This is a genomic window from Streptomyces sp. (assembly GCF_031181555.1).
Lineage (GTDB): Bacteria > Actinomycetota > Actinomycetes > Streptomycetales > Streptomycetaceae > Streptomyces > Streptomyces fimbriatus.
This window is the reverse complement of sequence record NZ_JAPSKQ010000119.1, coordinates 1-19819: the sequence shown is the minus strand read 5'-3', so window position 1 is coordinate 19819 and position 19819 is coordinate 1. Positions and strand designations below refer to the sequence as shown.

Genomic DNA, 19819 nt, shown 5'->3' with positions numbered 1-19819 from the left:
CGGTCGGCTCGTGCGGGTGGGCCGGTGAGCCGTCCGGGTGGCGCAGCCGGCTGGGTGCGGCCGTGCGGCCGACCGTCGCCGCCAGCTTGCGCAGCCGCCGCCAGTCCAGTCGCTGCGGAGGCTTCCTGACGCCGGGCCGCCTGCGCGGGACGCGGACGCGGAGCGCGCCCGGTGCGATGCGGCAGTGGACGGGCGCCGGCAGCACCATCGCCTCCCCGTCGACCCCGGCCTCGATCTCCGCGCGGTCCGCCTCGATGACGACCTCGGGGGCGGTCAGGAGGGTGAGCCCGCTCGGCTCGGGGTTCAGCAGCAGCGCGGCGGCGTCGACGGCGCCCTCCAGCCGGACGCCGAGGACACCGAGCACGGCGGAGTCGAGCCGTTCGCGCCGGCCGAGTCCGAAGGGATCGCCGGTGTGGTACGGGTTGTTGCTCACCAGCACGGCCTGCGGAGCGGTGAGCGTCGTGTCCCCCGCGCGGACGACCAGCCGGGGCCCCTGCCGGCCGGTGAGCAGACCGGGCAGCATCTCCAGGCTGGTGCCGATCTTGTCGTCGCGGTAGGCGGGGCTCTGCACGATCGCCGCGTACGCGCCGAAGGAGGCGTTGTTCACGAACGGCTGCTCACCCGCGAAACCCAGGTCGACGCGGAGCTCGACGCCGTCCGTCAGCGCGTCGAGGCAGGCGGCCGGGTCGCCGCGGTCGAGGCCGAGGTCCAGGGCGAAGTGGTTGCGCGTCCCGGCGCTGATCACGAGGAACGGGATGTCGTGCTCGGCGGCCACGGCCGCGACCAGCGCCTGTGTGCCGTCGCCGCCCGCGGCGCCCAGCAGATCCGCGCCGTCCGCGACGGCGGCCCGGGCCAGCGCGGTGACGTCGTGCCGCTCGTTCGGATCGAGCAGGACGACCCGCGCCCCCATGCGTTCCGCCTTCTCCCGCAGCCGGAACCGGCCCACCTTGCCGCCGCCCGACCGGGGATTCATGATCAGCACCGGACGCCGGGGCGGCGGCAGCCGCCGCTCCCGCACACGGGCCCGCTCACCGCCCGTGCCCCGCAGCGCGAACCGGCCGCACCACACCGCCAGGCCCCACAGGACCAGCGACACCGGCAACACCCAGAACAGGGTCGCGGCGAACAGGGTGAGCACGGCGGCGGGCACGCACACGGCGATCAGCGCGGACCCCCACCGCAGCGGGCCCCGCAGGGTCAGCGTCCACCACACGGCGGCCGCGCTGAGCCCCAGCCCCGCGATCCCGCAGACCAGCAGCAGCAGGCCGCGCAGCCCGCCGTAGACGAGGGGGGTCACCACCGCGAGCGCGGCGGCGGCCAGCGCCCCCCGCGCCGCCCACCGCTGGACGCGGTAGCCCTGCCTGCTCAAGTCCACGGCCATGACTCCTCCAGTCGCCGGCGTCATCGTAGGCCGTTAGCGCACGTCTGTGCGGCCGGAATCCCGGGCGCCGGTCACCGGCGGCCGGGGAGGCGGGCGGACCGGTGCCGAAGACGGCACCCGGGCCTCGTACCCTCGGCGTCATGTCCCCGCACATCCTGGTCCTCGGCGGCACCACCGAGGCACGCGAACTGGCCACCGAGCTGACCGCCCGCCCCGGAACCAAGGTGACCACTTCGCTCGCCGGGCGCGTGGCACGGCCGGGAGCCGTCGCGGGCGACGTACGCGTCGGCGGTTTCGGCGGCGCGCGGGGGCTGGCGGACTGGCTGCGCGAGCACCGGGTGGACGCCGTGGTCGACGCGACGCACCCCTTCGCGGAGACCATCACGGCGAACGCGGCACGGGCCGCGACCGCGACCGGACTGCCCCTGGTGGTCCTGCGCCGGCCGGGCTGGCGGCCGGGTCCGCACGACGACTGGCACCCGGTCCCCTCGCAGGCCGCGGCGGCCGACCTGCTGCCCCGGCTCGGCCACCGGGTCCTCCTCACCACCGGCCGCCTGGGCCTCGCGGCCTTCGCCCACCTGACGGAATTGCGCTTCGTCGTCCGGTCGGTGGAGCCGCCCGAACCGCCCATGCCGCCGCACACGCGCGTCCTGCTGGCCCGGGGCCCCTTCACCGTGGCCGACGAAACGGCGCTCCTGCGCGACCACCGTGTCGACGTGCTGGTGACGAAGGACAGCGGCGCAGCGGCGACGTCCGCCAAACTCACCGCGGCCCGCGACCTCGGGCTGCCGGTCGTGGTCGTACGGCGCCCGCCCCTTCCGGACGGGGTGACCGTCGTCCCCGACGCGGCGGCGGCTCTGCACTGGCTGGACGTCCCCGACCGGCCGTGACGGCGGACGTGCGTGCCGGGGACCACGACGCGTGCCCACCCCCACCAGGGCGTGCCCGGTCCGCGTACCGCCTACCGCCCGGGCGACCGGCGCCGCAGCAGATACGTGTCCATGATCCAGCCCTTGCGCTCGCGGGCCTCCGCGCGGAGCCGTTCGATCCGCGGCGCGACCTCGGCGAGGGGGCCGGAGACGAGGATCTCGTCCGGGGTGCCTATGTAGGCGCCCCAGTAGATGTCGATGTCCTCACCCTCCTCGCCGGCGTACTGCCGGAAGGCCTGGTGGGCGTCCAGCATCACCACCACGTCGTCCACGCCCTCGGGGAAGCCCTCGGCGAGCCGCCGGCCCGTGGTGATCTGGACCGGGCGGGCGACGCGGTTGAGCCCCGTCCGGTGCCGGGCGACCAGCGCCGAGACGCTGCTGATCCCCGGCACGACGTCGTACGCGAAGGCGACGGTGCCCCGCTCCAGGACCTCCTCGAGGATCGCGAGCGTGCTGTCGTACAGCGACGGGTCCCCCCACACCAGGAACGCGCCGGTCCCGTCCTCGCCGAGCTCCTCGGCGATCAGCCGCTCGTAGATGTCCGCGCGGGCGCTGCGCCAGTCCCCGACGGCGGGGGAGTAGGCCGCGCCGCCGGCCGAGCGGTCCCGCTCCGGGTCGCGTGCCTCGACGACCCGGTACGTCCCCTCCGGCACATGCGCGTCGAGCATGTCCCGGCGGAGTCGGGTGAGGTCCGCCTTCACCTCGCCCTTGTCGAGGACGAAGAACACGTCCGTGCCCCGCAGCGCCTTGACCGCCTGCAGGGTCAGCTGGTCGGGGTCGCCCGCGCCGATACCGATGACATGAATCTTTCGCACGCCCCGAGTCTGCCGCACGGCACCGGCGCCGCCCACACCGCACCCCGGCCGGGGCCCGCCCTCCCCCGGGGGCCGTTCCTACGCGGGACACCGCAGTCGGGGCGCCCGCGCCGCCGGGTCCACGGGCGCGCCACCACCCCGCTCCACCTCCGCGGCCAGTTCCCGGGCCCAGGCGACGACACCGGCGAGATCGATCCCGTGCGGACTCCGCTCGCCCCCGGCCCCCGCCGCCCACTCCTGAGCCGCACCGGCCCCGCGCCGCAGCAGCCGCGCCCCGCCCGTGACGTTCCCGCGCGCGGCATGGGTCAGCCCCACGGCGAGCTGGGCCAGAGCCCGCCACAGCGCGCGCTCCTCCTCCGGCCCCGACTTCCAGGCGTCCTCGAACACCTCGTGCGCGTGGAACGGCTTCCCCTCGTCCAGCAGCCGCTGCGCCTCGGCGACGCTCTCCTCCGGCCGCCGGACGACCCCCTCGGGCTGCCGGGGCACCCCCTCCGCGCCGTACGGCAGGGGCCGCCCCAGCCCGTCCCGCGGCCGGGCGTTGCGCGCCCGGCCCCCGCTGTCACGGTCCCGCGCGACGGCCGTCCGGTCCGAGGATGTCCTGTCCGTGCTGTCCATACGCCGATTGTCCCGCGCCCGGCCCGCTTCGGTGCGGGGCGCGGTGTGGGGTAAAGTGCTGTTCGCGCGATCACGCGGGTCACCGCATGCGAGCGCACCGGGACGTGGCGCAGCTTGGTAGCGCACTTGACTGGGGGTCAAGGGGTCGCAGGTTCAAATCCTGTCGTCCCGACGGTGCAAAGGGCTTGAAGCCCGGTTCAGGGCCTTGTCCCACCTCGGTGGGACAAGGCCCTCGATCATTCTTGCCCGGGGGGTTCGTCAATGCCGTCGTTCGTGTCGGGGACACTGTGCGCCGTCCGGTATCCGCCCGAACGAGGTTCGTGGGTGATCTGCTGAGGCTGCTCGAAGCGGGCGGCTGGGACGGAGCCCCGCGGTTTCTCGGCGTGGATGACAAGGGCCGTGAGGTCCTCGGCCACCTTGACGGACATGTGGCCTGGGAGCCGCGGCAACCTGCTGCTGTCTCGTCGGACGAAAGTCTGGTGGCGGTTGTCCGGCTCGTGCGCGAGTTCCACGATCCGACGGCCGGCTCTTCACTGGCCGGGACTCAGGAGGTCGTGTGCCACAACGACCTGTCGCCCAAGAACACCGTCTACCGGCCGGTCGGCGGCGAGCTGCGCCCCGTGGCCTTCATCGACTGGGATCTGGCGGCGCCGGGCGCGCGGATCCACGACGTCGCTCACGTCTGCTGGCAGTACCTCGCTCTCGGTCCATCGGTGGCCGACGCCACGGAGGCGGCCCGGCGTACGCGGTTGATCGCCGACGGCTACGAACTGCAGGACAGACGACCTCTCATACCCACGATCCTGTGGTGGCAGGACCGGTGCCGGCGGGGCATCGAGAGAGAGGCCGGTGCGGGTGACGCCGCGATGAGGCGGCTTTGTGACGCCGGGGCGGTGACAGAGGTGCAGAGGGCGTACCAGTGGGTCTCCGATCACCGGGACGCACTGGAACGGGCGTTGCGCTGAGCGTGCGGCGACGGACGTTCTATAAAAGCGGGCATGACCACTCTGTACGCAACCTCCCTGCACGTGTCCTCCCGCCCGGCGGCCCTGTGATGACCGCCGGAGTCGACACCCCGGACCGCCGGGGCCGCACCGGACTCGACCGGACCGGCCGGGACCTGACCGGCAATCCCCGGGTGAAGGTCCGGGACGTGAAACTGCTGTCCAGCCACTGGTACGTCGAGCGGACCACCACCTTCGACTTCCAGCACGCCGACGGCACCTGGAGCACCCAGGAACGCGAGACGCACGACCGCGGCAACGGCGCCACGATGCTCCTCTACGACACCGAACGCGAAACCGTGCTGCTCACCCGGCAGTTCCGCTTCCCGGTGTACGTCAACGGCCACCCCGACGGCATGCTGATCGAGACGCCGGGCGGCCTGCTCGACGACGAGGACGAGCACCCGGAGATCGCCGTGCGCCGTGAGGTGGTGGAGGAGACCGGGCACACCATCGGCGCCGTCCGGCACGTCTTCGACGTCTACATGAGCCCCGGCTCGGTCACCGAGCGCGTCAGCTTCTACGCCGCCGCCTACGGCGCCTCGACCCGGACCCACGAAGGCGGGGGCCTGGACGAGGAGGGCGAGGACATCGAGATCCTCGAACTGCCCTTCCGCCGGGCCCTGGAGATGATCCGCACCGGCGAGATCAACGACGCCAAGACCATCATGCTGCTCCAGTGGGCCGCGCTGGACGGGCCGTTCGCCCGCTGACCCCCGGGAGTGTCCGGCGCGCTTGACTTGAAGCGCGCTTCAAGAGGAAGACTCCCGTTCCGTCCCCGACAACGGGGCGCGAACGGGAGGAAAAACCATGAAGTACCGCACGATCGGCACCGATCCGCAGACCCGCCGCGAGGTGAGCGTGCTCGCGCTCGGCGCGATGCTGTTCGGATCGGTGACCGACGAGAAGACCTCCTTCGCCGTCCTCGACCGCTACGTCGAGGCCGGCGGGAACTTCATCGACACGTCCGACAACTACGCCTTCTGGACCGACGGCGGGCAGGGCGGGCAGAGCGAGGAACTGCTCGGCCGCTGGCGGCGCAGCCGCGGCGTCGGCGACGAGATCGTCGTCGCGACCAAGCTCGGCGCCCGCCCCCTCGCCCCCGGCACGAGCTACACCGACAACCCCGAGGGCCTGTCGGCGAAGGTGATCCGGGAGTCGGCGGAACGCAGTAGGGAACGGCTCGGCACGGAGCGGCTGGACCTGCTGTACGCGCACATCGACGACCACACCGTCCCCCAGCGCGAGACGGTCGAGGGCTTCGCGGCCCTGGTCGCCGAGGGCACGGTGGGGCTGCTCGGCGTGAGCAACCACGCCGTGTGGCGGGTGGAGCGGGCCCGCGCCCTCGCGGCGGCGGCCGGGCTGCCCGGTTACGAGGTGCTCCAGTACGCGCACAGCTACCTGCGCCCCCGCACCGACGTCCCCGAGGACCTGTTCCCCGACGGCAGCCTCGGCCACGCCGGCGCCGAGACGGCCGCCTACCTGCGGGCCGAACCCGGACTGACCCTGGTGGCCTACTCGCCGCTGCTCAAGGGCGCGTACACCCGCCCCGACCGGCTGCCCCACGACTTCGACCACCCGGGCACCCCGGCCCGGCTCGCGGTGCTGCGCGAGATCGCCGACGAGACCGGGGCGACCGTCAACCAGGTGGTGCTGGCCTGGCAGCTCGGTCACGAGCTGCCGATCCTCCCGCTGGTCGGGGTGTCCTCGGTGACCCAGCTGGAGGAGAACCTGGCGGCCGTGGACCTGGAACTGTCGGCGGAGCAGCGGGCCCGGCTGGACGGGGCGCACTGAGACGTCCGGGCCCGCCGGTGGGACCGTGGGAGAGGTACCCGGACATCCGGAGGGAGTGCCGGCCATGACCACCCACCCCGCCGCCCGTGCCCTGCGGGCGACCCCCGAAGGCCTGCTGTGGGAGCCCAGCGAGCGCTGGGTGCGCGGTACCGCGGGCGACACCACCGTCGTCGACAGCCGCCATCCGGTCCTCGTCTGGGAGCCCCGGCTGCCCGTCCCGCAGTACGCCTTCCCCCGCGAGGAGGTGCGCACGGACCTCCTCCGCCCCGCGCAGAGCCCGCCCACGGGCAAGCACACCGGCTCGACGGTCTTCCACGACCTCGAGGTCGCCGGCGGGGTGCGCCCGAACGCGGCCTGGACGTTCCCCGCGGACGACCTGGCCGGGCACGTCGCCTTCGAGTGGTTCCTGCGCACCGACACGGGACTCGACCACTGGTACGAGGAAGAGGAGGAGATCTTCGTCCACCCCCGCGACCCGCACACCCGGGTGGACGCCGTGCCGAGCAGCCGCCACGTTCAGGTGGGGATCGACGGCACGGTCGTCGCCGACACCCGGACCCCGGTCCTGCTCTTCGAGACCTCCCTGCCGGTCCGCTACTACATTCCGCGCCGGGACGTCCGCCTGGACCTCTTCGACGCCACGGACCACAGCACCCGATGCCCGTACAAGGGCACGGCCGCCCCGTACTGGTCCTGGCGCGGTGGGGCCGCCGTGCCGCCGAACATCGTGTGGAGCTATCCCGACCCCCTGCCCGCCGTGGCCGCGATCAGGGGGCGGCTGGCCTTCTTCAACGAGGCGGTCGACCTCACCGTGGACGGTGAGCGCCTCCGGCGCCCGGTCACTCCCTTCAGCGCGGGCCTCACGGTCTGACCAGCAGCCGGAAGTCGAACGCGTACCGGGACGCGCGGTAGACGTGCGTCCCGAACTCCACCGGCCGCCCCGTGTCGTCGTAGGCGGTGCGCTGCATGGTGAGGAGGGCGGCGCCCTCCTTCTCGTCCAGGCGGGCGGCCTCCGCCGCGGTGGCCGAGCGGGCGCCGACGGTCTGGCGGGCGCTGTGCAGGACGATGCCCGCCGCACGCATCATGCGGTACAGGCCGGTCGACTCCAGGCGGGCGCCGTCCAGGTCGAGCAGGCCGGACGGGAGGTAGTTGCACAGCAGGGCGACCGGATGGCCGTGGGTGCGGCGGAGGCGTTCCAGGAGGACCACCTCGCCGCCCTCGGCCAGGCCCAGGGCGGCCGCCACCTCGGCGGACGCCGGAACCGTCTCGTTGCGGACCACCTGGGTGCTCGGGCCCTGGCCGGCCGCCTCCAGGTCGTCGTAGAGGCTGCTCAGCTCCAGAGGTCGCTTGACCTGGTTGTGCACCACCTGGGTGCCCACCCCGCGCCGCCGGACCAGGAGTCCCTTGTCGACGAGGGACTGGATGGCCTGGCGGACGGTGGGGCGGGACAGGCCGAGGCGCACGGACAGGTCGACCTCGTTGCCCAGGAGGTCGCCCGGGGCGAGGGCCCCGTGCCCGATCGCCGCCTCCAACTGCTGCGCGAGCTGGTAGTACAGCGGCACCGGACTGCCCCGGTCCAGGGCGAAATCCAGGGTGCTCAGCGCTGGTTCGGTCACGGCACGTGCGGGGCCACCGGTCTTCGCCATGGAGTTCCTCCCTGATGAGGGCGCGAGCGGGTCAGAAGTCGCTACAGGTGGCGGCGGCGTCCGGCGACCTGGGAGTCGTACCGTTCCCGGGCCCGGACGGCGGCCTCGCGGGACGCCACCTCGGCCACCGGCACGTCCCACCAGGCCTCGGCCGGGGGAGCGGTGGGGGTCGGGTCGGTCTCGACGTAGACGCACGTCGGACGGTCGGAGGCGCGGGCCTCGGCCAGCGCGTGGCGCAGTTCCCGCACGGTCTTGGCGCGCAGCACGTCCATGCCGAGGCTGGCCGCGTTGGCGGCCAGGTCGACGGGCAGCGGGGCACCGGTGAAGGTGCCGTCGTCGGCCCGGTGGCGGTAGGCGGTGCCGAACCGCTCGCCGCCCGTCTCCTCGGACAGGCCGCCGATGGAGGCGTAGCCGTGGTTCTGGACGAGGACCACCTTCACGGGCAGGCGTTCCTGGACCGCGGTGACGAGCTCCGTCGGCATCATCAGGTAGGTGCCGTCGCCGACCAGCGCCCAGACCGGCGTGCCGGGGGCGGCCTGCTGCACGCCGAGGGCGGCCGGGATCTCGTAGCCCATGCAGGAGTAGCCGTACTCCAGGTGGTACTGGCGCGGGCTGCGCGCGCGCCACAGCTTGTGCAGGTCGCCGGGGAGCGAACCGGCCGCGTTGATCACCACGTCCTCGTCGCCCACGACGGCGTCGAGCGCGCCGAGCACCTGGGTCTGGGTCGGTACGGCGCTGTCGTCCTCGGCCCGGTAGGCGGTCTCGACGACCTGCTCCCAGCGCTCCTTGCCGGCCCGGTACTCGGCCGTGTACGCCGCGTCCACGCGATGGCCGGTGAGGGCCTCGGTCAGCCGCTCGAGCCCCGTCCGCGCGTCGCAGACCAGGGTGCGCGCCGCCAGTTTGTGCGCGTCGAAGCCCGTGATGTTGAGGTTGAGGAAGCGGACGTCCGGGTTCTGGAACAGGGTGCCGGAGGCGGTGGTGAAGTCGGTGTAGCGGGTGCCGACGCCGATCACCAGGTCGGCGGTGCGGGCGAGCGCGTCGCTCACGGCCGTGCCGGTGTGGCCGATGCCGCCGAGGTCGGCGGGGTGGTCGTGGCGCAGGGAGCCCTTGCCGGCCTGGGTGGAGGCGACCGGGATGCCGGTGGCGTCCACGAACGCCCTCAGGGCCTCCTCGGCCTCGCTGTGGTGGACGCCGCCGCCCGCGACGATCAGCGGGCGCCTCGCGGCCCGTACGGCCTCCACGGCTGCCGCCAGCTCCACCGGGTCCGGGGCGGGACGGCGCACGTACCAGACGCGCTCGGCGAAGAACTCCTCCGGCCAGTCGTACGCCTCCGCCTGCACGTCCTGCGGCAGCGCGAGGGTGACGGCGCCGGTCTCGGCCGGGTCGGCGAGCACCCGCACGGCGTTGAGCGCGGAGGGGATCAGCGCCTCCGGGCGGGTGACGCGGTCGAAGTACCTCGACACCGGGCGGAGCGTGTCGTTGACCGACACGTCGGCCCCGACCGGGTGTTCCAGCTGCTGGAGCAGCGGGTCGGCGGCGCGCGAGGCGAAGTAGTCGCCGGGCAGCAGGAGCACCGGCAGCCGGTTGATCGTGGCGAGGGCGGCGCCGGTGACCAGGTTCGTCGCGCCGGGTCCGATGGACGTCGTCACCGCCTGCGCGGAGAGCCGGTTCAGCTGGCGGGCGTGGCCGACGGCGGCGTGCACCATGGACTGCTCGTTGCGGCCCTGGTGGTACGGCATGACGCCGGCGTACTCGACGAGGGCCTGCCCGATGCCCGCCACGTTGCCGTGGCCGAAGATGCCCCAGGTGCCCGCGATCAGCCGGCGCCGTACGCCGTCGCGCTCGGTGTACTGGACGGACAGGAACCGCACCAGCGCCTGGGCGGTCGTCAGTCGGCGGGTGGTGGCGCTCATGCGGACCTCTCGGGGGTGGTGTAGAGGGGGAGGCGGGGGTCGACGGGCTGGTCCGGCCAGGTGTCGCGGATCCAGGCGTGGTCGGGGTGGTCGCAGATCAGCCAGGCGCGCTCGGCCCCGGGGCCCGCCATGACGTTGAGGTAGTACATGTGGTGGCCCGGCACGGCCATGGACGGCCCGTGCCAGCCGTCCGGGATGAGGACGACGTCGCCGTCGCGCACCTCGGCCAGCACGTCCGTGTCGCGGCCCGGGCCGGAGGGGGAGACCCGCTGGTACCCGAGGCCGGGGGTGCCGTCGTGGCCGGCGAACTCGAAGTAGTAGATCTCCTCCAGCACGGACTCCTCGCCCGGCCGGTGCTCGTCGTGCTTGTGCGGCGGGAAGGACGACCAGTTGCCGCCCGGGGTGATGACCTCGACCGCGATCAGCCTGTCGCACTCGAACACGTCTGCCGCGCCGAAGTTGTTGACCTGGCGGGAGCAGCTGCCGGTGCCGCGCAGCTCCACGGGGACGCCGGCGGCCGGTCCGTAGCGGGCGGGCAGCCGGCGGGTGCAGCGGGCGCCGGTGAGCGCGAACCGTCCGCCGCCGGCCGAGGCCACCGTCGCACGGGCGTCGCGCGGGACGTAGGCGAAGTCGCTGACGCCGTCGAACACGCCGGTGCGGCCGGAGAGTTCGAAGGCGTGGTGGCCGAAGTCGTCGATGGCGGTGACCGTGCAGCCGCCGCTCAGCGGGAGCACGATCCACTCGCTGTCGCCGGTGTCGAAGGTGTGCGTGCCGCCCGGCGGCAGCTCCAGCACGCGCAGGGAGGAGTACCCCCAGCCGGCCGTTTCCGGGGTCACGTCGACGAGGTAGGGGCCGGCGAGTGCCCTGCCGGCGGGAAGGTGGTACGTCATGCCATGCCTCCGTCTGGGAACGGGCGGGTCGGAACAGCGTGTCGCAGCAGGTGTCCCGGGGCGGCGTCCCGGGACCGGTGTCTCACAGCAGGCCGACGGCCGTGTCCACCGCCGTCTCCACCGTGCCCCCGGCCGGGTAGAGCAGCGACCGGCCGACGACCATGCCCAGCACGGAGGGCAGCCGCAGCGCCTTGCCCCACCGCTCGTAGGCCGCCTCCTGGTCGCCGACCTCGCCGCCGAGCAGCACGACGGGCAGCGTGGTGGTCTGCAGCACCTCCGCCATGTCGTCGGCGTCGTCGGTGACCGGGAGCTTCAGCCAGGTGTAGGCGGAGGTGCCGCCCAGACCGGACGCGATGGCGATGGAGCGGGTGACGGCCTCGGCGGACAGGTCGTTGCGGACCCGGCCGTCGACCCGGCGGGAGATGAACGGCTCCACGAACACCGGGAGCCGGCGTGCGGCCATGGCGTCGACGGCACGGGCGGTGGACTCGAGGGTGGCCAGGGAGCCCGGATCGTCGTAGTCGATGCGCACGAGGAGCTTGCCCGCGTCGAAGCCCAGGCGTTCGATGTCCTCGGGGCGGTGGCCGGTGAAGCGGTCGTCCATCTCGAAGGCCGCGCCGGCCAGGCCGCCGCGGTTCATCGAGCCCATGACGACCTTGTTCTCCAGCACCCCGAGCAGCAGCAGGTCCTCCAGGATGTCGGCGGTGGCGAGCACCCCGTCGACACCGGGCCGGGACAGCGCGATGCACAGACGCTCCAGCAGGTCGGCGCGGTTGGCCATGGCCAGCCGCCGGTCGCCGATGCCGAGCGCGCCCCGGGCCGGGTGGTCGGCGGCCACGATCATCAGCCGGCCGCTGTCGCCGATCAGCGGGCGGCGCGCCCGGCGGGCGGCCGCCTCGGCGACGGCCTCGGGATTGCGGGCTCGGACCGTGGTGAGGTCGGGGATGCTGAGGTTCAAGGAAGGGCTCCGTTCAGGGCTGGCTCGGCCGGCTCGCGCCGCCCGGCGACGCGGCCCGCGCGAGGAGGTCCGCGACCTCCGGTTCGGTCGGCATGGCGGACGAGCAGGCGAGGCGCGAGGCGACGAGGGCGCCGGCCGCGTTGGCGTGGCGCATGGTCCGCTCCAGGTCCCAGCCGGAGAGCAGACCGTGGCAGAGCGAGCCGCCGAAGGCGTCGCCCGCACCGAGGCCGTTGACCACCTCGACCGGCACCGGCGGCACCTCGGCGCGGGTGCCGTCGCGGTGCACGGCGAGGACGCCCTTGGGCCCCTGCTTGACGACGGCCAGCTCCACGCCCGCCGCCAGCAGAGCCTCGGCGCACGCCTCGGGCTCGCGCACCCCGGTGGCGACCTCGCACTCGTCGAGGTTGCCGACCGCGACCGTGGCGTGCCGCAGGGCCTCGCGGTAGTACGGGCGGGCCTGGTCCGGGTCGCGCCAGAACATCGGGCGCCAGTCGAGGTCGAAGACGGTGGTGCCGGCCCTGTCCCGGGCCTGAAGGGCGGTGAGGGTGGAGGTGCGGCTCGGCTCCTCGCTCAGGCCGGTGCCGGTGATCCAGAAGATGCCGGCCGCGCGGACGGCGGCCAGGTCCAGCTCGTCGGGGTGGATCTCCAGGTCGGGGGCCTTGGGCCGGCGGTAGAAGTACAGCGGGAAGTCGTCCGGCGGGAAGATCTCGCAGAACGTGACCGGGGTGGGGTACGCCGCGACCGGTGTGACCCAGCGGTCGTCGACGCCGAAGTCCCCCAGTGCCTCGTGCAGATAGGCGCCGAAGGGGTCGTCTCCCGTGCGGGTGATCACCGCCGCGGAACGGCCCAGGCGGGCGGCGGCGACCGCGACGTTCGCGGCGGAACCGCCCAGGAACTTCCCGAACGTCTCCACCCGCGACAGCGGTACACCGGTCTGCAGCGGGTAGAGATCGACCCCGATGCGGCCCATGGTGATCAGATCGAAATACTGTGGTGAGTCGGCCATTGAGCGACGCTCCTCGAGCTGCTGGGATGCGGGTCCCGGGACGCCCTGCCACGGTGAGGGCGTGGATCCCGGGGACCTGCCGCCTCTCAGGTGTAGGTCGCGGAGGGCGGTCATGTCAATAGTTTGTACTTACATTCGGACGAGCTTGTGAAATGATGTCTTAACAAAGTATTGACAGCAGGCGCAACAGGGGATTGGATCCCGTCCCAGCACGACAGCCGTGTTCCACGGCACACCACCCGGACTCCCGGGGCTTCGGGCACCGGATCCTCGGACTCCCGCCCTTTCCCCGCGTAGCACAGTGAGGTGCAGGAAAGATGGACCGCTCTTCTCACGCCCGCTCCCGCAGAATCGCGCCGTTCGTCGCGGTCGCGGCGGCAGCCGCCCTGACCCTCGCCGGCTGCTCCAGCGGTTCCGGCGGCAAGAAGTCCGAGGAAGGCGGAGCCGAGGCCTCCGCGGGCAAGGCCTCGACGCCCCGCATGAAGGTCGCCCTCGTCACCCACCAGGCACCCGGCGACACCTTCTGGGACATCGTCCGCAAGGGTGCCGAGGCCGCGGCCGCCAAGGACAACGTCGACCTCGTCTACTCCGCCGACCCGAACGCGGGCAACCAGGCCAACCTGGTGCAGAACGCGATCGACCAGAAGGTCGACGGCATCGCCGTCACCCTCGCCAAGCCGGACGCGCTCAAGGGCGTCATAGCCAAGGCGGAGGCGGCCGGCATCCCCGTCGTCGGCCTGAACTCCGGACTGAGCGACTGGAAGGACCTCGGCCTGCTGGAGTTCTTCGGCCAGGACGAGTCCGTCGCGGGCGAGGCGTTCGGCAAGAAGCTCAACGAGGTCGGCGCCAAGAGCGCCCTCTGCGTCGTCCACGAGCAGGGGAACGTCGGCCTGACCCAGCGCTGCGACGGGGTGAAGAAGACCTTCGAGGGCAGGACCCAGGTCGTCAACGTCAACGGCACCGACATGCCGTCGGTGAAGTCGACCGTCACCGCCAAGCTCAAGCAGGACTCCTCCATCGACTACGTCGTCACCCTCGGCGCCCCCTTCGCGCCGACCGCGGTGCAGTCGGTGGGCGACGCCGGCAGCAAGGCGAAGGTCGCCACCTTCGACCTCAACAAGGAACTGACCAAGGCGATCCAGGACGGTTCCATCGAGTTCGCCGTGGACCAGCAGCCCTACCTCCAGGGCTACCTCGCCATCGACGGTCTGTGGCTCTACAAGAACAACGGCAACTACAGCGGCGGCGGTGAGCAGCCGGTGCTGACCGGCCCGGCGTTCGTCGACAAGTCGAACGTCGAAGCGGTCTCCGGGTTCGCCGCGAAGGGCACTCGGTGATGAGCATGACCCAACAGGCTGAGCCGGCGGTGAACACACCGCCGGCCCCCGGCCCGAAGCAGACCGACGGCCGCACCGTGCGGCGCCCGCTGGCGCTGCGTCTGCTCGCCCGGCCCGAGGTCGGCGTGTTCCTCGGTGCCGTGGCCGTCCTGGTGTTCTTCCTGTTCGCCGCCCCGCCGGTGCGTGACGGCAGCTCGATGGCGAACATCCTGTACCAGTCGTCGACCATCGGGATCATGGCGCTGCCCGTGGCCCTGCTGATGATCGGCGGCGAGTTCGACCTCTCGGCCGGTGTCGCCGTCGTGACCTCGGCGCTGACCGCGAGCATGCTCAGCTACCAGCTCACCCTGAACGTCTGGACGGGCGTGATCGTCGCCCTGGTGGTGTCCCTCGCCGTCGGCGCGTTCAACGGCTGGATGCTGGTCAGGACCGGGTTGCCGAGCTTCCTGGTCACCCTCGGCACCTTCCTGATCCTGCAGGGCGTCAACCTCGCGGTGACGAAGCTGGTCACCGGCAACGTCGCCACCGACGACATCAGCGACATGGACGGCTTCGACCAGGCCAAGGCGATCTTCGCCTCCACCTTCGAGGTCGCCGGCGTCCAGGTGAAGATCACCGTCGTGTGGTGGCTGGTCTTCGCCGCCCTGGCCACCTGGGTCCTGCTGCGCACCAAGTACGGCAACTGGATCTTCGCGGTCGGCGGCAACAAGGAGAGCGCCCGCGCGGTCGGTGTCCCCGTCACCTTCACCAAGATCTCGCTGTTCATGGTGGTCGGCTTCGGCGCCTGGTTCGTCGGCATGCACAACCTGTTCTCCTTCAACACCGTGCAGTCCGGCGAGGGCGTGGGCCAGGAGCTCATCTACATCGCCGCGGCCGTCATCGGCGGCTGCCTGCTCACCGGCGGCTACGGGTCCGCGATCGGCCCGGTCTTCGGCGCCTTCATGTTCGGCATGGTGCAGCAGGGCATCGTCTACGCCGGCTGGAACCCCGACTGGTTCAAGGCCTTCCTCGGCGTGATGCTGCTCGGCGCCGTCCTCATCAATCTGTGGGTCCAGCGCACGGCGACCCGGAGGTGACCGCAATGACCGACAACACCACCGGCACCCACGGGGCCGTCCTCGAGGACACCGCACCCGACGGGGACCGCCCGCTCGTCGAACTCCGCGGGGCCGGCAAGTCCTACGGCAACATCCGCGCCCTGCACGGCGTCGACCTCACCGTCCACCCCGGCAAGGTGACCTGCGTGCTCGGCGACAACGGCGCCGGCAAGTCCACCCTCATCAAGATCATTTCCGGCCTGCACCAGCACACCGAGGGCGAGTTCCTCGTCGACGGCGAGCCGGTGCGGTTCTCCACCCCGCGCGAGGCCCTCGACAAGGGCATCGCCACCGTCTACCAGGACCTCGCGGTCGTCCCGCTGATGCCGGTGTGGCGGAACTTCTTCCTCGGCTCCGAGATGACCAAGGGTCCCTGGCCGCTGCGCCGCCTCGACATCGACCGCATGAAGAAGACCGCGGACGAGGAACTGCGCAACATGGGCATCGTCCTGGACGACCTGGAGCAGCCCATCGGCACGCTCTCCGGCGGACAGCGCCAGTGCGTCGCCATCGCCCGTGCCGTCCACTTCGGCGCCCGCGTCCTCATCCTCGACGAGCCGACCGCCGCGCTCGGCGTCAAGCAGTCCGGCGTCGTCCTGAAATACATCGCGACGGCCCGCGACCGCGGCCTCGGCGTCATCTTCATCACCCACAACCCCCACCACGCCTACATGGTCGGCGACCACTTCGGCGTGCTGCGCCTGGGCACCGTGGAACTGAGCGCCGACCGCAGCGAGGTCAGCCTCGAGGAGCTGACCAACCACATGGCCGGCGGCTCCGAACTGGCCGCCCTCAAGCACGAGTTGGCTCAGGTCCGCGGCGTCGACACCGAGAGGCTCCCCGAGGGGGACGACCTCCAGGCCCCCGTCGAGGCAATCCCGGAAGGAAAGTCCTGACATGGCAGTCGCGCTCGACCGCATCCGGGTCGGCTCCGCCCCCGACTCCTGGGGCGTCTGGTTCCCCGACGACCCGCAGCAGGTGCCCTGGCAGCGCTTCCTCGACGAGGTCGCCGAGGCCGGCTACTCCTGGATCGAACTCGGCCCCTACGGCTACCTCCCCACCGACCCGGCCCGCCTCACCGACGAGGTGAACAAGCGGAACCTCAAGGTCTCCGCCGGCACCATCTTCTGCGGCCTGCACCGCGGCCCGTCCGAGTGGGACTCCACCTGGGAGCAGGTCGGCCGGGTCGCCGCGCTCACCCGGGCCATGGGCGCGAAGCACCTCGTCGTCATCCCGTCCTTCTGGCGCGACGACAGGACCGCCGAGATCCTGGAGCCCCCGGAGCTGACCACCGAGCAGTGGGGTCACCTCACCCGGGGCATGGAACGCCTCGGCCGCGAGGTGCGGGACACCTACGGCCTGGACATCGTCGTCCACCCGCACGCCGACACCCACATCGACACCGAGGAGCACGTCGAGCGCTTCCTCGACTCGACCGACTCCGACCTGGTCAACCTCTGCCTGGACACCGGCCACTACGCCTACTGCGGCGGCGACAGCGTCAAGCTGATCGAGACCTACGGCGAACGCATCGGCTACCTCCACCTCAAGCAGGTCGACCCGGACGTCCTCGCCGACGTGGTCAAGAACGAGATCCCGTTCGGACCGGCCGTGCAGCGCGGAGTGATGTGCGAACCGCCCGCCGGCGTCCCCGAGCTGGGTCCGGTCCTCACGGCCGCGCAGAAGCTGGGCGTGGACCTGTTCGCCATCGTCGAGCAGGACATGTACCCCTGCGAGCCGGACAAGCCCCTGCCGATCGCGGCGCGCACCCGCAAATTCCTCCGCTCCTGCGGCGCCTGACGACCCGAAGAGGGAGGTGAGAGACATGAACCGGCGCGAGCCACTGGGAATCGCCGTCATCGGCGCGGGCCGCATGGGCGCGGACCACGTACGCCGCATCGACCGGGTGATCAACGGCGCGCGGGTCACCGCCGTCGTGGACGTCGACGCCGAACGGGCGAAAGCCGTCGCCGCGGGCGTCGACGGCTGCACCGCCCACACCGACCCGGCCGCCGCGATGGCGGCGGCCGATGTCGACGCCGTGCTCGTCGCCTCGCCGGGACCGGCCCACGAGGCCGCCCTGCTCACCGCGTTCGAGCACGACCTGCCCGTTCTGTGCGAGAAGCCGCTCACCCCCGACGCGGCCTCCGCCCTGCGCGTCATGGAAGCCGAACAGGCCCTCGGCCACCGCCGGGTCCAGGTCGGCTTCATGCGCCGCTACGACGCCGAGTACGTGAAGCTGAAGGCGTTGCTGTCCACCGGCCGACTGGGCCGCCCGCTGATGCTGCACAACCGCCACCGCAACGTGGCCAGCCCGCCCTTCTTCACCAGCTCCATGCTGATCAGCGACTCCGTGGCCCACGAGGTCGACGCCACCCGCTGGCTCCTCGGCCACGAGATCACCGCCGTCACGGTCCTGCGCCCCACCCCCTCCTCCGGCGCCCCCGAGGGCTTGCGCGACCCGCAGTTCGTCGTCCTCGAGACCGACGGCGGCGCCCTCTCCGACGTCGAGATCTTCGTCAACTGCGGCTTCGGCTACCAGGTCCAGGCCGAGGCGGTCTGCGAACGCGGCACCGCCCGCATCGGTGACGGCCACGCCCTGGTCACCCACACGGCCGGCCGCTGGGGCGGCACCATCGCGCAGGACTGGACCGAACGCTTCGCCCAGGCCTACGACGACGAGGTCCAGGCCTGGGTCGACGCCACCCGCCGCGGCGAGGTGACCGGCCCCGGCACCTGGGACGGCTACGCCGCGGCGGCCGTCTGCGAGGCGGGGATCCGCGCACTGGAGGACGGCGGCCGGGTGGAGGTCGACCTGGTGGAGAAGCCGGCGCTGTACCGGTGAACCGGGCGCGCCGCCATGTCCCGGCACCGACTCACGGTGGCCGTGGGGGCTTTGCTCCGCTCAGGGAGCTGCACCGGTCCGCGGCGGCGGGCCCGTACGCCGCCGTGTCCGGCGGTCCCCCGCACGCGGCCGTCCCCACCGGGCGGGGGTACGGGGCCGAGGCTCGCCCTCGCGGTTCTGGGAACGCTGCTCGGCGCGGCGGCGGCGCTGGTGCTGCTCCTCGCCGGTTACGCGTTCAGACTGTTCGACCCGGACCCGGTCTGCGCGCGGGACCCGGTGACCTTCGGGTGGTGGTTCGCCGCGGGTGCGGCGGCCATGGTCGTGATCACCACGACGGGCATGGTGATCACCGCGAGGCGCGACGCCTCGTCCGTGCGTGCGAGAGGGGAGCGCGTTTCGTACGGGGAGGCGGAGCGGGCCCGGGACGCCCGGCGCGGGGCCTTGCTGGAGCGCGGCATCCTGCCGTTCCTGCGGGAAGCGCTCGCCGAGCCGGGCCCGGCGGCGGAGCAGCCCCGCACGGCTCGCTCCCCGTCCCCCGGGCGCGGCGGCCGGACAGCGGGGGAGACGGATCGGCGACCCGAGTGATCCCGCCGGGAGGAAGCGCCCCCGAGTGACCGACCCGGCTCGTGGGACCGTCGGCGGCCGTCCCGTCGGGGACGGCCGCATCGCATGCCGGTGCGTCCGGGTGCCTCAGCCGCCGAGCGCGGTGCGCGGGCGCGGACCGAGTCCGGCCGCCTCGTAGCAGGCGTCGATCAGCCGCATGGTCGTCAGGGCGTCGTCCGCGTCCAGGGACGGTCCGGCCCCCTCGCGGACCCGGGCGGCGAACGCCTCCAGTTGGTACGCGTACGACGAGCGGGTGCCGAGGCGTTCCGTGCGCTCGCCGTCCGGGGTGCGGACCAGGACCCGGTCGTCCCTCTGCGGGAGCACGAAGTTGGGGGCCGTCGCCTCGCCCCGGCTGCCGACGACGCGGATGCTCATCTCCAGCCGCTCGTACGCCATGTGGCAGCGGGCCGTGCCCGTCGCGCCGCCGGGATACGCCAGATCCGCCTCCAGCCACTCGTCCACGCCCGGTGCGCCCGCCCGTTCACCGGCCCGCGCGGAGAGCAGGCGCGGTGCTCCGCCCGCCCAGGGGGCGAGCATGCGCAGGGCGTGCAGGCTGTAGCAGCCGAGGTCCATCAGGGCCCCGCCGGCCAGCGGAAGGGACCAGCGGGGGTCGTCGGCGTCCGGGGCCGGAATCGCCACCAGCGCGTCCACGTGGCGGAGTTCGCCGAGCTCACCGGAGGACAGCAGCTCGTGCAGGCGCCGGGTGACCGGGTGGAAGAGGTAGTGGAAGGCCTCCATGAAGACCGTGCCGGACTTCGCCGCCGCGTCCCGTACCTCCTTTGCCTCCTCGGCGTTGCTCGCCGACGGCTTCTCCGTCAGGACGTGCTTGCCGGCGGCGAGCGCGGCCAGGTTCCACGGGCCGTGCAGGCCGTTGGCGAGGGGGTTGTAGACCACGTCCACCCCGGGGTCGGCCAGCAGCTCGGCGTACGAGCCGAGGGTCCGCTCCACGCCGTGCGTGGCGGCGAACGCCTCGGCCCGCGAGCGGT

20 protein-coding genes and 1 tRNA gene are annotated in these 19819 nt (G+C 72.8%); 12 read left to right on the top strand and 9 right to left on the bottom strand.

Annotated elements, in window-relative coordinates:
• The coding region (locus RIM90_RS22015; protein ID WP_309062467.1) for a diacylglycerol kinase family protein at positions 1–1381 on the bottom strand (1381 nt) is incomplete at its 3' end.
• Between the two features lie 140 nt (positions 1382–1521).
• On the opposite strand from RIM90_RS22015, the gene RIM90_RS22010 reads away from it, so the two are divergent.
• Positions 1522–2271, top strand: coding sequence for a cobalt-precorrin-6A reductase (locus RIM90_RS22010; RefSeq protein ID WP_309062466.1), 750 nt, complete (start codon positions 1522–1524; stop codon positions 2269–2271).
• A gap of 71 nt (positions 2272–2342) precedes the next feature.
• Here RIM90_RS22010 and cobF read toward each other — a convergent pair whose 3' ends face one another.
• Positions 2343–3125, bottom strand: a complete 783-nt coding sequence (cobF, locus tag RIM90_RS22005; protein WP_309062465.1) for a precorrin-6A synthase (deacetylating) — start codon at positions 3123–3125, stop codon at positions 2343–2345.
• 78 nt (positions 3126–3203) lie between these two features.
• A complete protein-coding gene (locus RIM90_RS22000; RefSeq protein WP_309062464.1) occupies positions 3204–3740 on the bottom strand; it encodes a DUF309 domain-containing protein in 537 nt (178 codons plus the stop codon).
• 98 nt (positions 3741–3838) lie between these two features.
• Between RIM90_RS22000 and RIM90_RS21995 the strand changes: the two genes are divergently transcribed.
• The 5 genes from RIM90_RS21995 to RIM90_RS21975 all read left to right on the top strand — a co-directional run bounded on the left by RIM90_RS21995 (position 3839) and on the right by RIM90_RS21975 (position 7409).
• Positions 3839–3912: transfer RNA gene (locus tag RIM90_RS21995), tRNA-Pro, on the top strand.
• Between the two features lie 148 nt (positions 3913–4060).
• Positions 4061–4705, top strand: a complete 645-nt coding sequence (locus RIM90_RS21990; RefSeq protein WP_309062463.1) for a phosphotransferase — start codon at positions 4061–4063, stop codon at positions 4703–4705.
• Positions 4706–4794: 89 nt separating this feature from the next.
• The gene (locus tag RIM90_RS21985) at positions 4795–5457 is read left to right on the top strand and encodes an NUDIX domain-containing protein (RefSeq protein ID WP_309062462.1); all 663 of its coding nucleotides are present in this window, start codon (positions 4795–4797) and stop codon (positions 5455–5457) included.
• Positions 5458–5554: 97 nt separating this feature from the next.
• On the top strand, positions 5555–6538 hold the full coding sequence (locus RIM90_RS21980) for an aldo/keto reductase (protein WP_309062461.1): 984 nt from the start codon (positions 5555–5557) through the stop codon (positions 6536–6538).
• 64 nt (positions 6539–6602) lie between these two features.
• The gene (locus tag RIM90_RS21975) at positions 6603–7409 is read left to right on the top strand and encodes a DUF427 domain-containing protein (RefSeq protein ID WP_309062460.1); all 807 of its coding nucleotides are present in this window, start codon (positions 6603–6605) and stop codon (positions 7407–7409) included.
• Here RIM90_RS21975 and RIM90_RS21970 read toward each other — a convergent pair.
• The 5 genes from RIM90_RS21970 to iolC form a co-directional block, all read right to left on the bottom strand.
• Positions 7399–8184 (bottom strand): GntR family transcriptional regulator, encoded by a 786-nt coding sequence (locus RIM90_RS21970; RefSeq protein ID WP_309062459.1) that lies wholly within the window; start codon positions 8182–8184, stop codon positions 7399–7401. The two genes, RIM90_RS21975 and RIM90_RS21970, sit on opposite strands and share 11 nt — an antisense overlap.
• A gap of 41 nt (positions 8185–8225) precedes the next feature.
• Positions 8226–10097, bottom strand: a complete 1872-nt coding sequence (gene iolD, locus RIM90_RS21965; RefSeq protein WP_309062458.1) for a 3D-(3,5/4)-trihydroxycyclohexane-1,2-dione acylhydrolase (decyclizing) — start codon at positions 10095–10097, stop codon at positions 8226–8228.
• Positions 10094–10987, bottom strand: coding sequence for a 5-deoxy-glucuronate isomerase (iolB, locus tag RIM90_RS21960; RefSeq protein WP_309062457.1), 894 nt, complete (start codon positions 10985–10987; stop codon positions 10094–10096). Before iolB ends, iolD begins: the two co-directional genes overlap by 4 nt.
• 82 nt (positions 10988–11069) lie before the next feature.
• The gene (locus RIM90_RS21955; protein ID WP_309062456.1) at positions 11070–11945 is read right to left on the bottom strand and encodes a deoxyribose-phosphate aldolase; all 876 of its coding nucleotides are present in this window, start codon (positions 11943–11945) and stop codon (positions 11070–11072) included.
• A gap of 13 nt (positions 11946–11958) precedes the next feature.
• Positions 11959–12951 (bottom strand): 5-dehydro-2-deoxygluconokinase, encoded by a 993-nt coding sequence (iolC, locus tag RIM90_RS21950; protein ID WP_309062455.1) that lies wholly within the window; start codon positions 12949–12951, stop codon positions 11959–11961.
• A 317-nt stretch (positions 12952–13268) separates the two neighbouring features.
• Here iolC and RIM90_RS21945 point away from each other — a divergent pair, with 317 nt between their 5' ends.
• The 6 genes from RIM90_RS21945 (at position 13269) to RIM90_RS21920 (ending at position 18815) form a co-directional block, all read left to right on the top strand.
• A complete protein-coding gene (locus tag RIM90_RS21945) occupies positions 13269–14288 on the top strand; it encodes a sugar ABC transporter substrate-binding protein (protein WP_309062454.1) in 1020 nt (339 codons plus the stop codon).
• A complete protein-coding gene (locus tag RIM90_RS21940) occupies positions 14288–15364 on the top strand; it encodes an ABC transporter permease (protein WP_309062453.1) in 1077 nt (358 codons plus the stop codon). The genes RIM90_RS21945 and RIM90_RS21940 overlap by 1 nt, the downstream gene beginning before the upstream one ends.
• Positions 15365–15369: 5 nt before the next feature.
• Complete coding sequence (locus tag RIM90_RS21935) at positions 15370–16281, top strand: ATP-binding cassette domain-containing protein (protein WP_309062452.1); 912 nt, start codon at positions 15370–15372, stop codon at positions 16279–16281.
• Between the two features lies 1 nt (position 16282).
• On the top strand, positions 16283–17185 hold the full coding sequence (locus RIM90_RS21930) for a sugar phosphate isomerase/epimerase (protein ID WP_309062451.1): 903 nt from the start codon (positions 16283–16285) through the stop codon (positions 17183–17185).
• Positions 17186–17210: 25 nt separating this feature from the next.
• Entirely contained in the window at positions 17211–18230 is a 1020-nt protein-coding gene (locus RIM90_RS21925) for a Gfo/Idh/MocA family oxidoreductase (protein WP_309062450.1), read from the top strand.
• A gap of 210 nt (positions 18231–18440) precedes the next feature.
• A complete protein-coding gene (locus tag RIM90_RS21920) occupies positions 18441–18815 on the top strand; it encodes a hypothetical protein (RefSeq protein ID WP_309062449.1) in 375 nt (124 codons plus the stop codon).
• Between the two features lie 105 nt (positions 18816–18920).
• Here RIM90_RS21920 and RIM90_RS21915 read toward each other — a convergent pair.
• Positions 18921–19819 (bottom strand): Gfo/Idh/MocA family oxidoreductase (locus RIM90_RS21915; protein WP_309062448.1); only part of this gene is annotated, 899 nt, incomplete at its 5' end.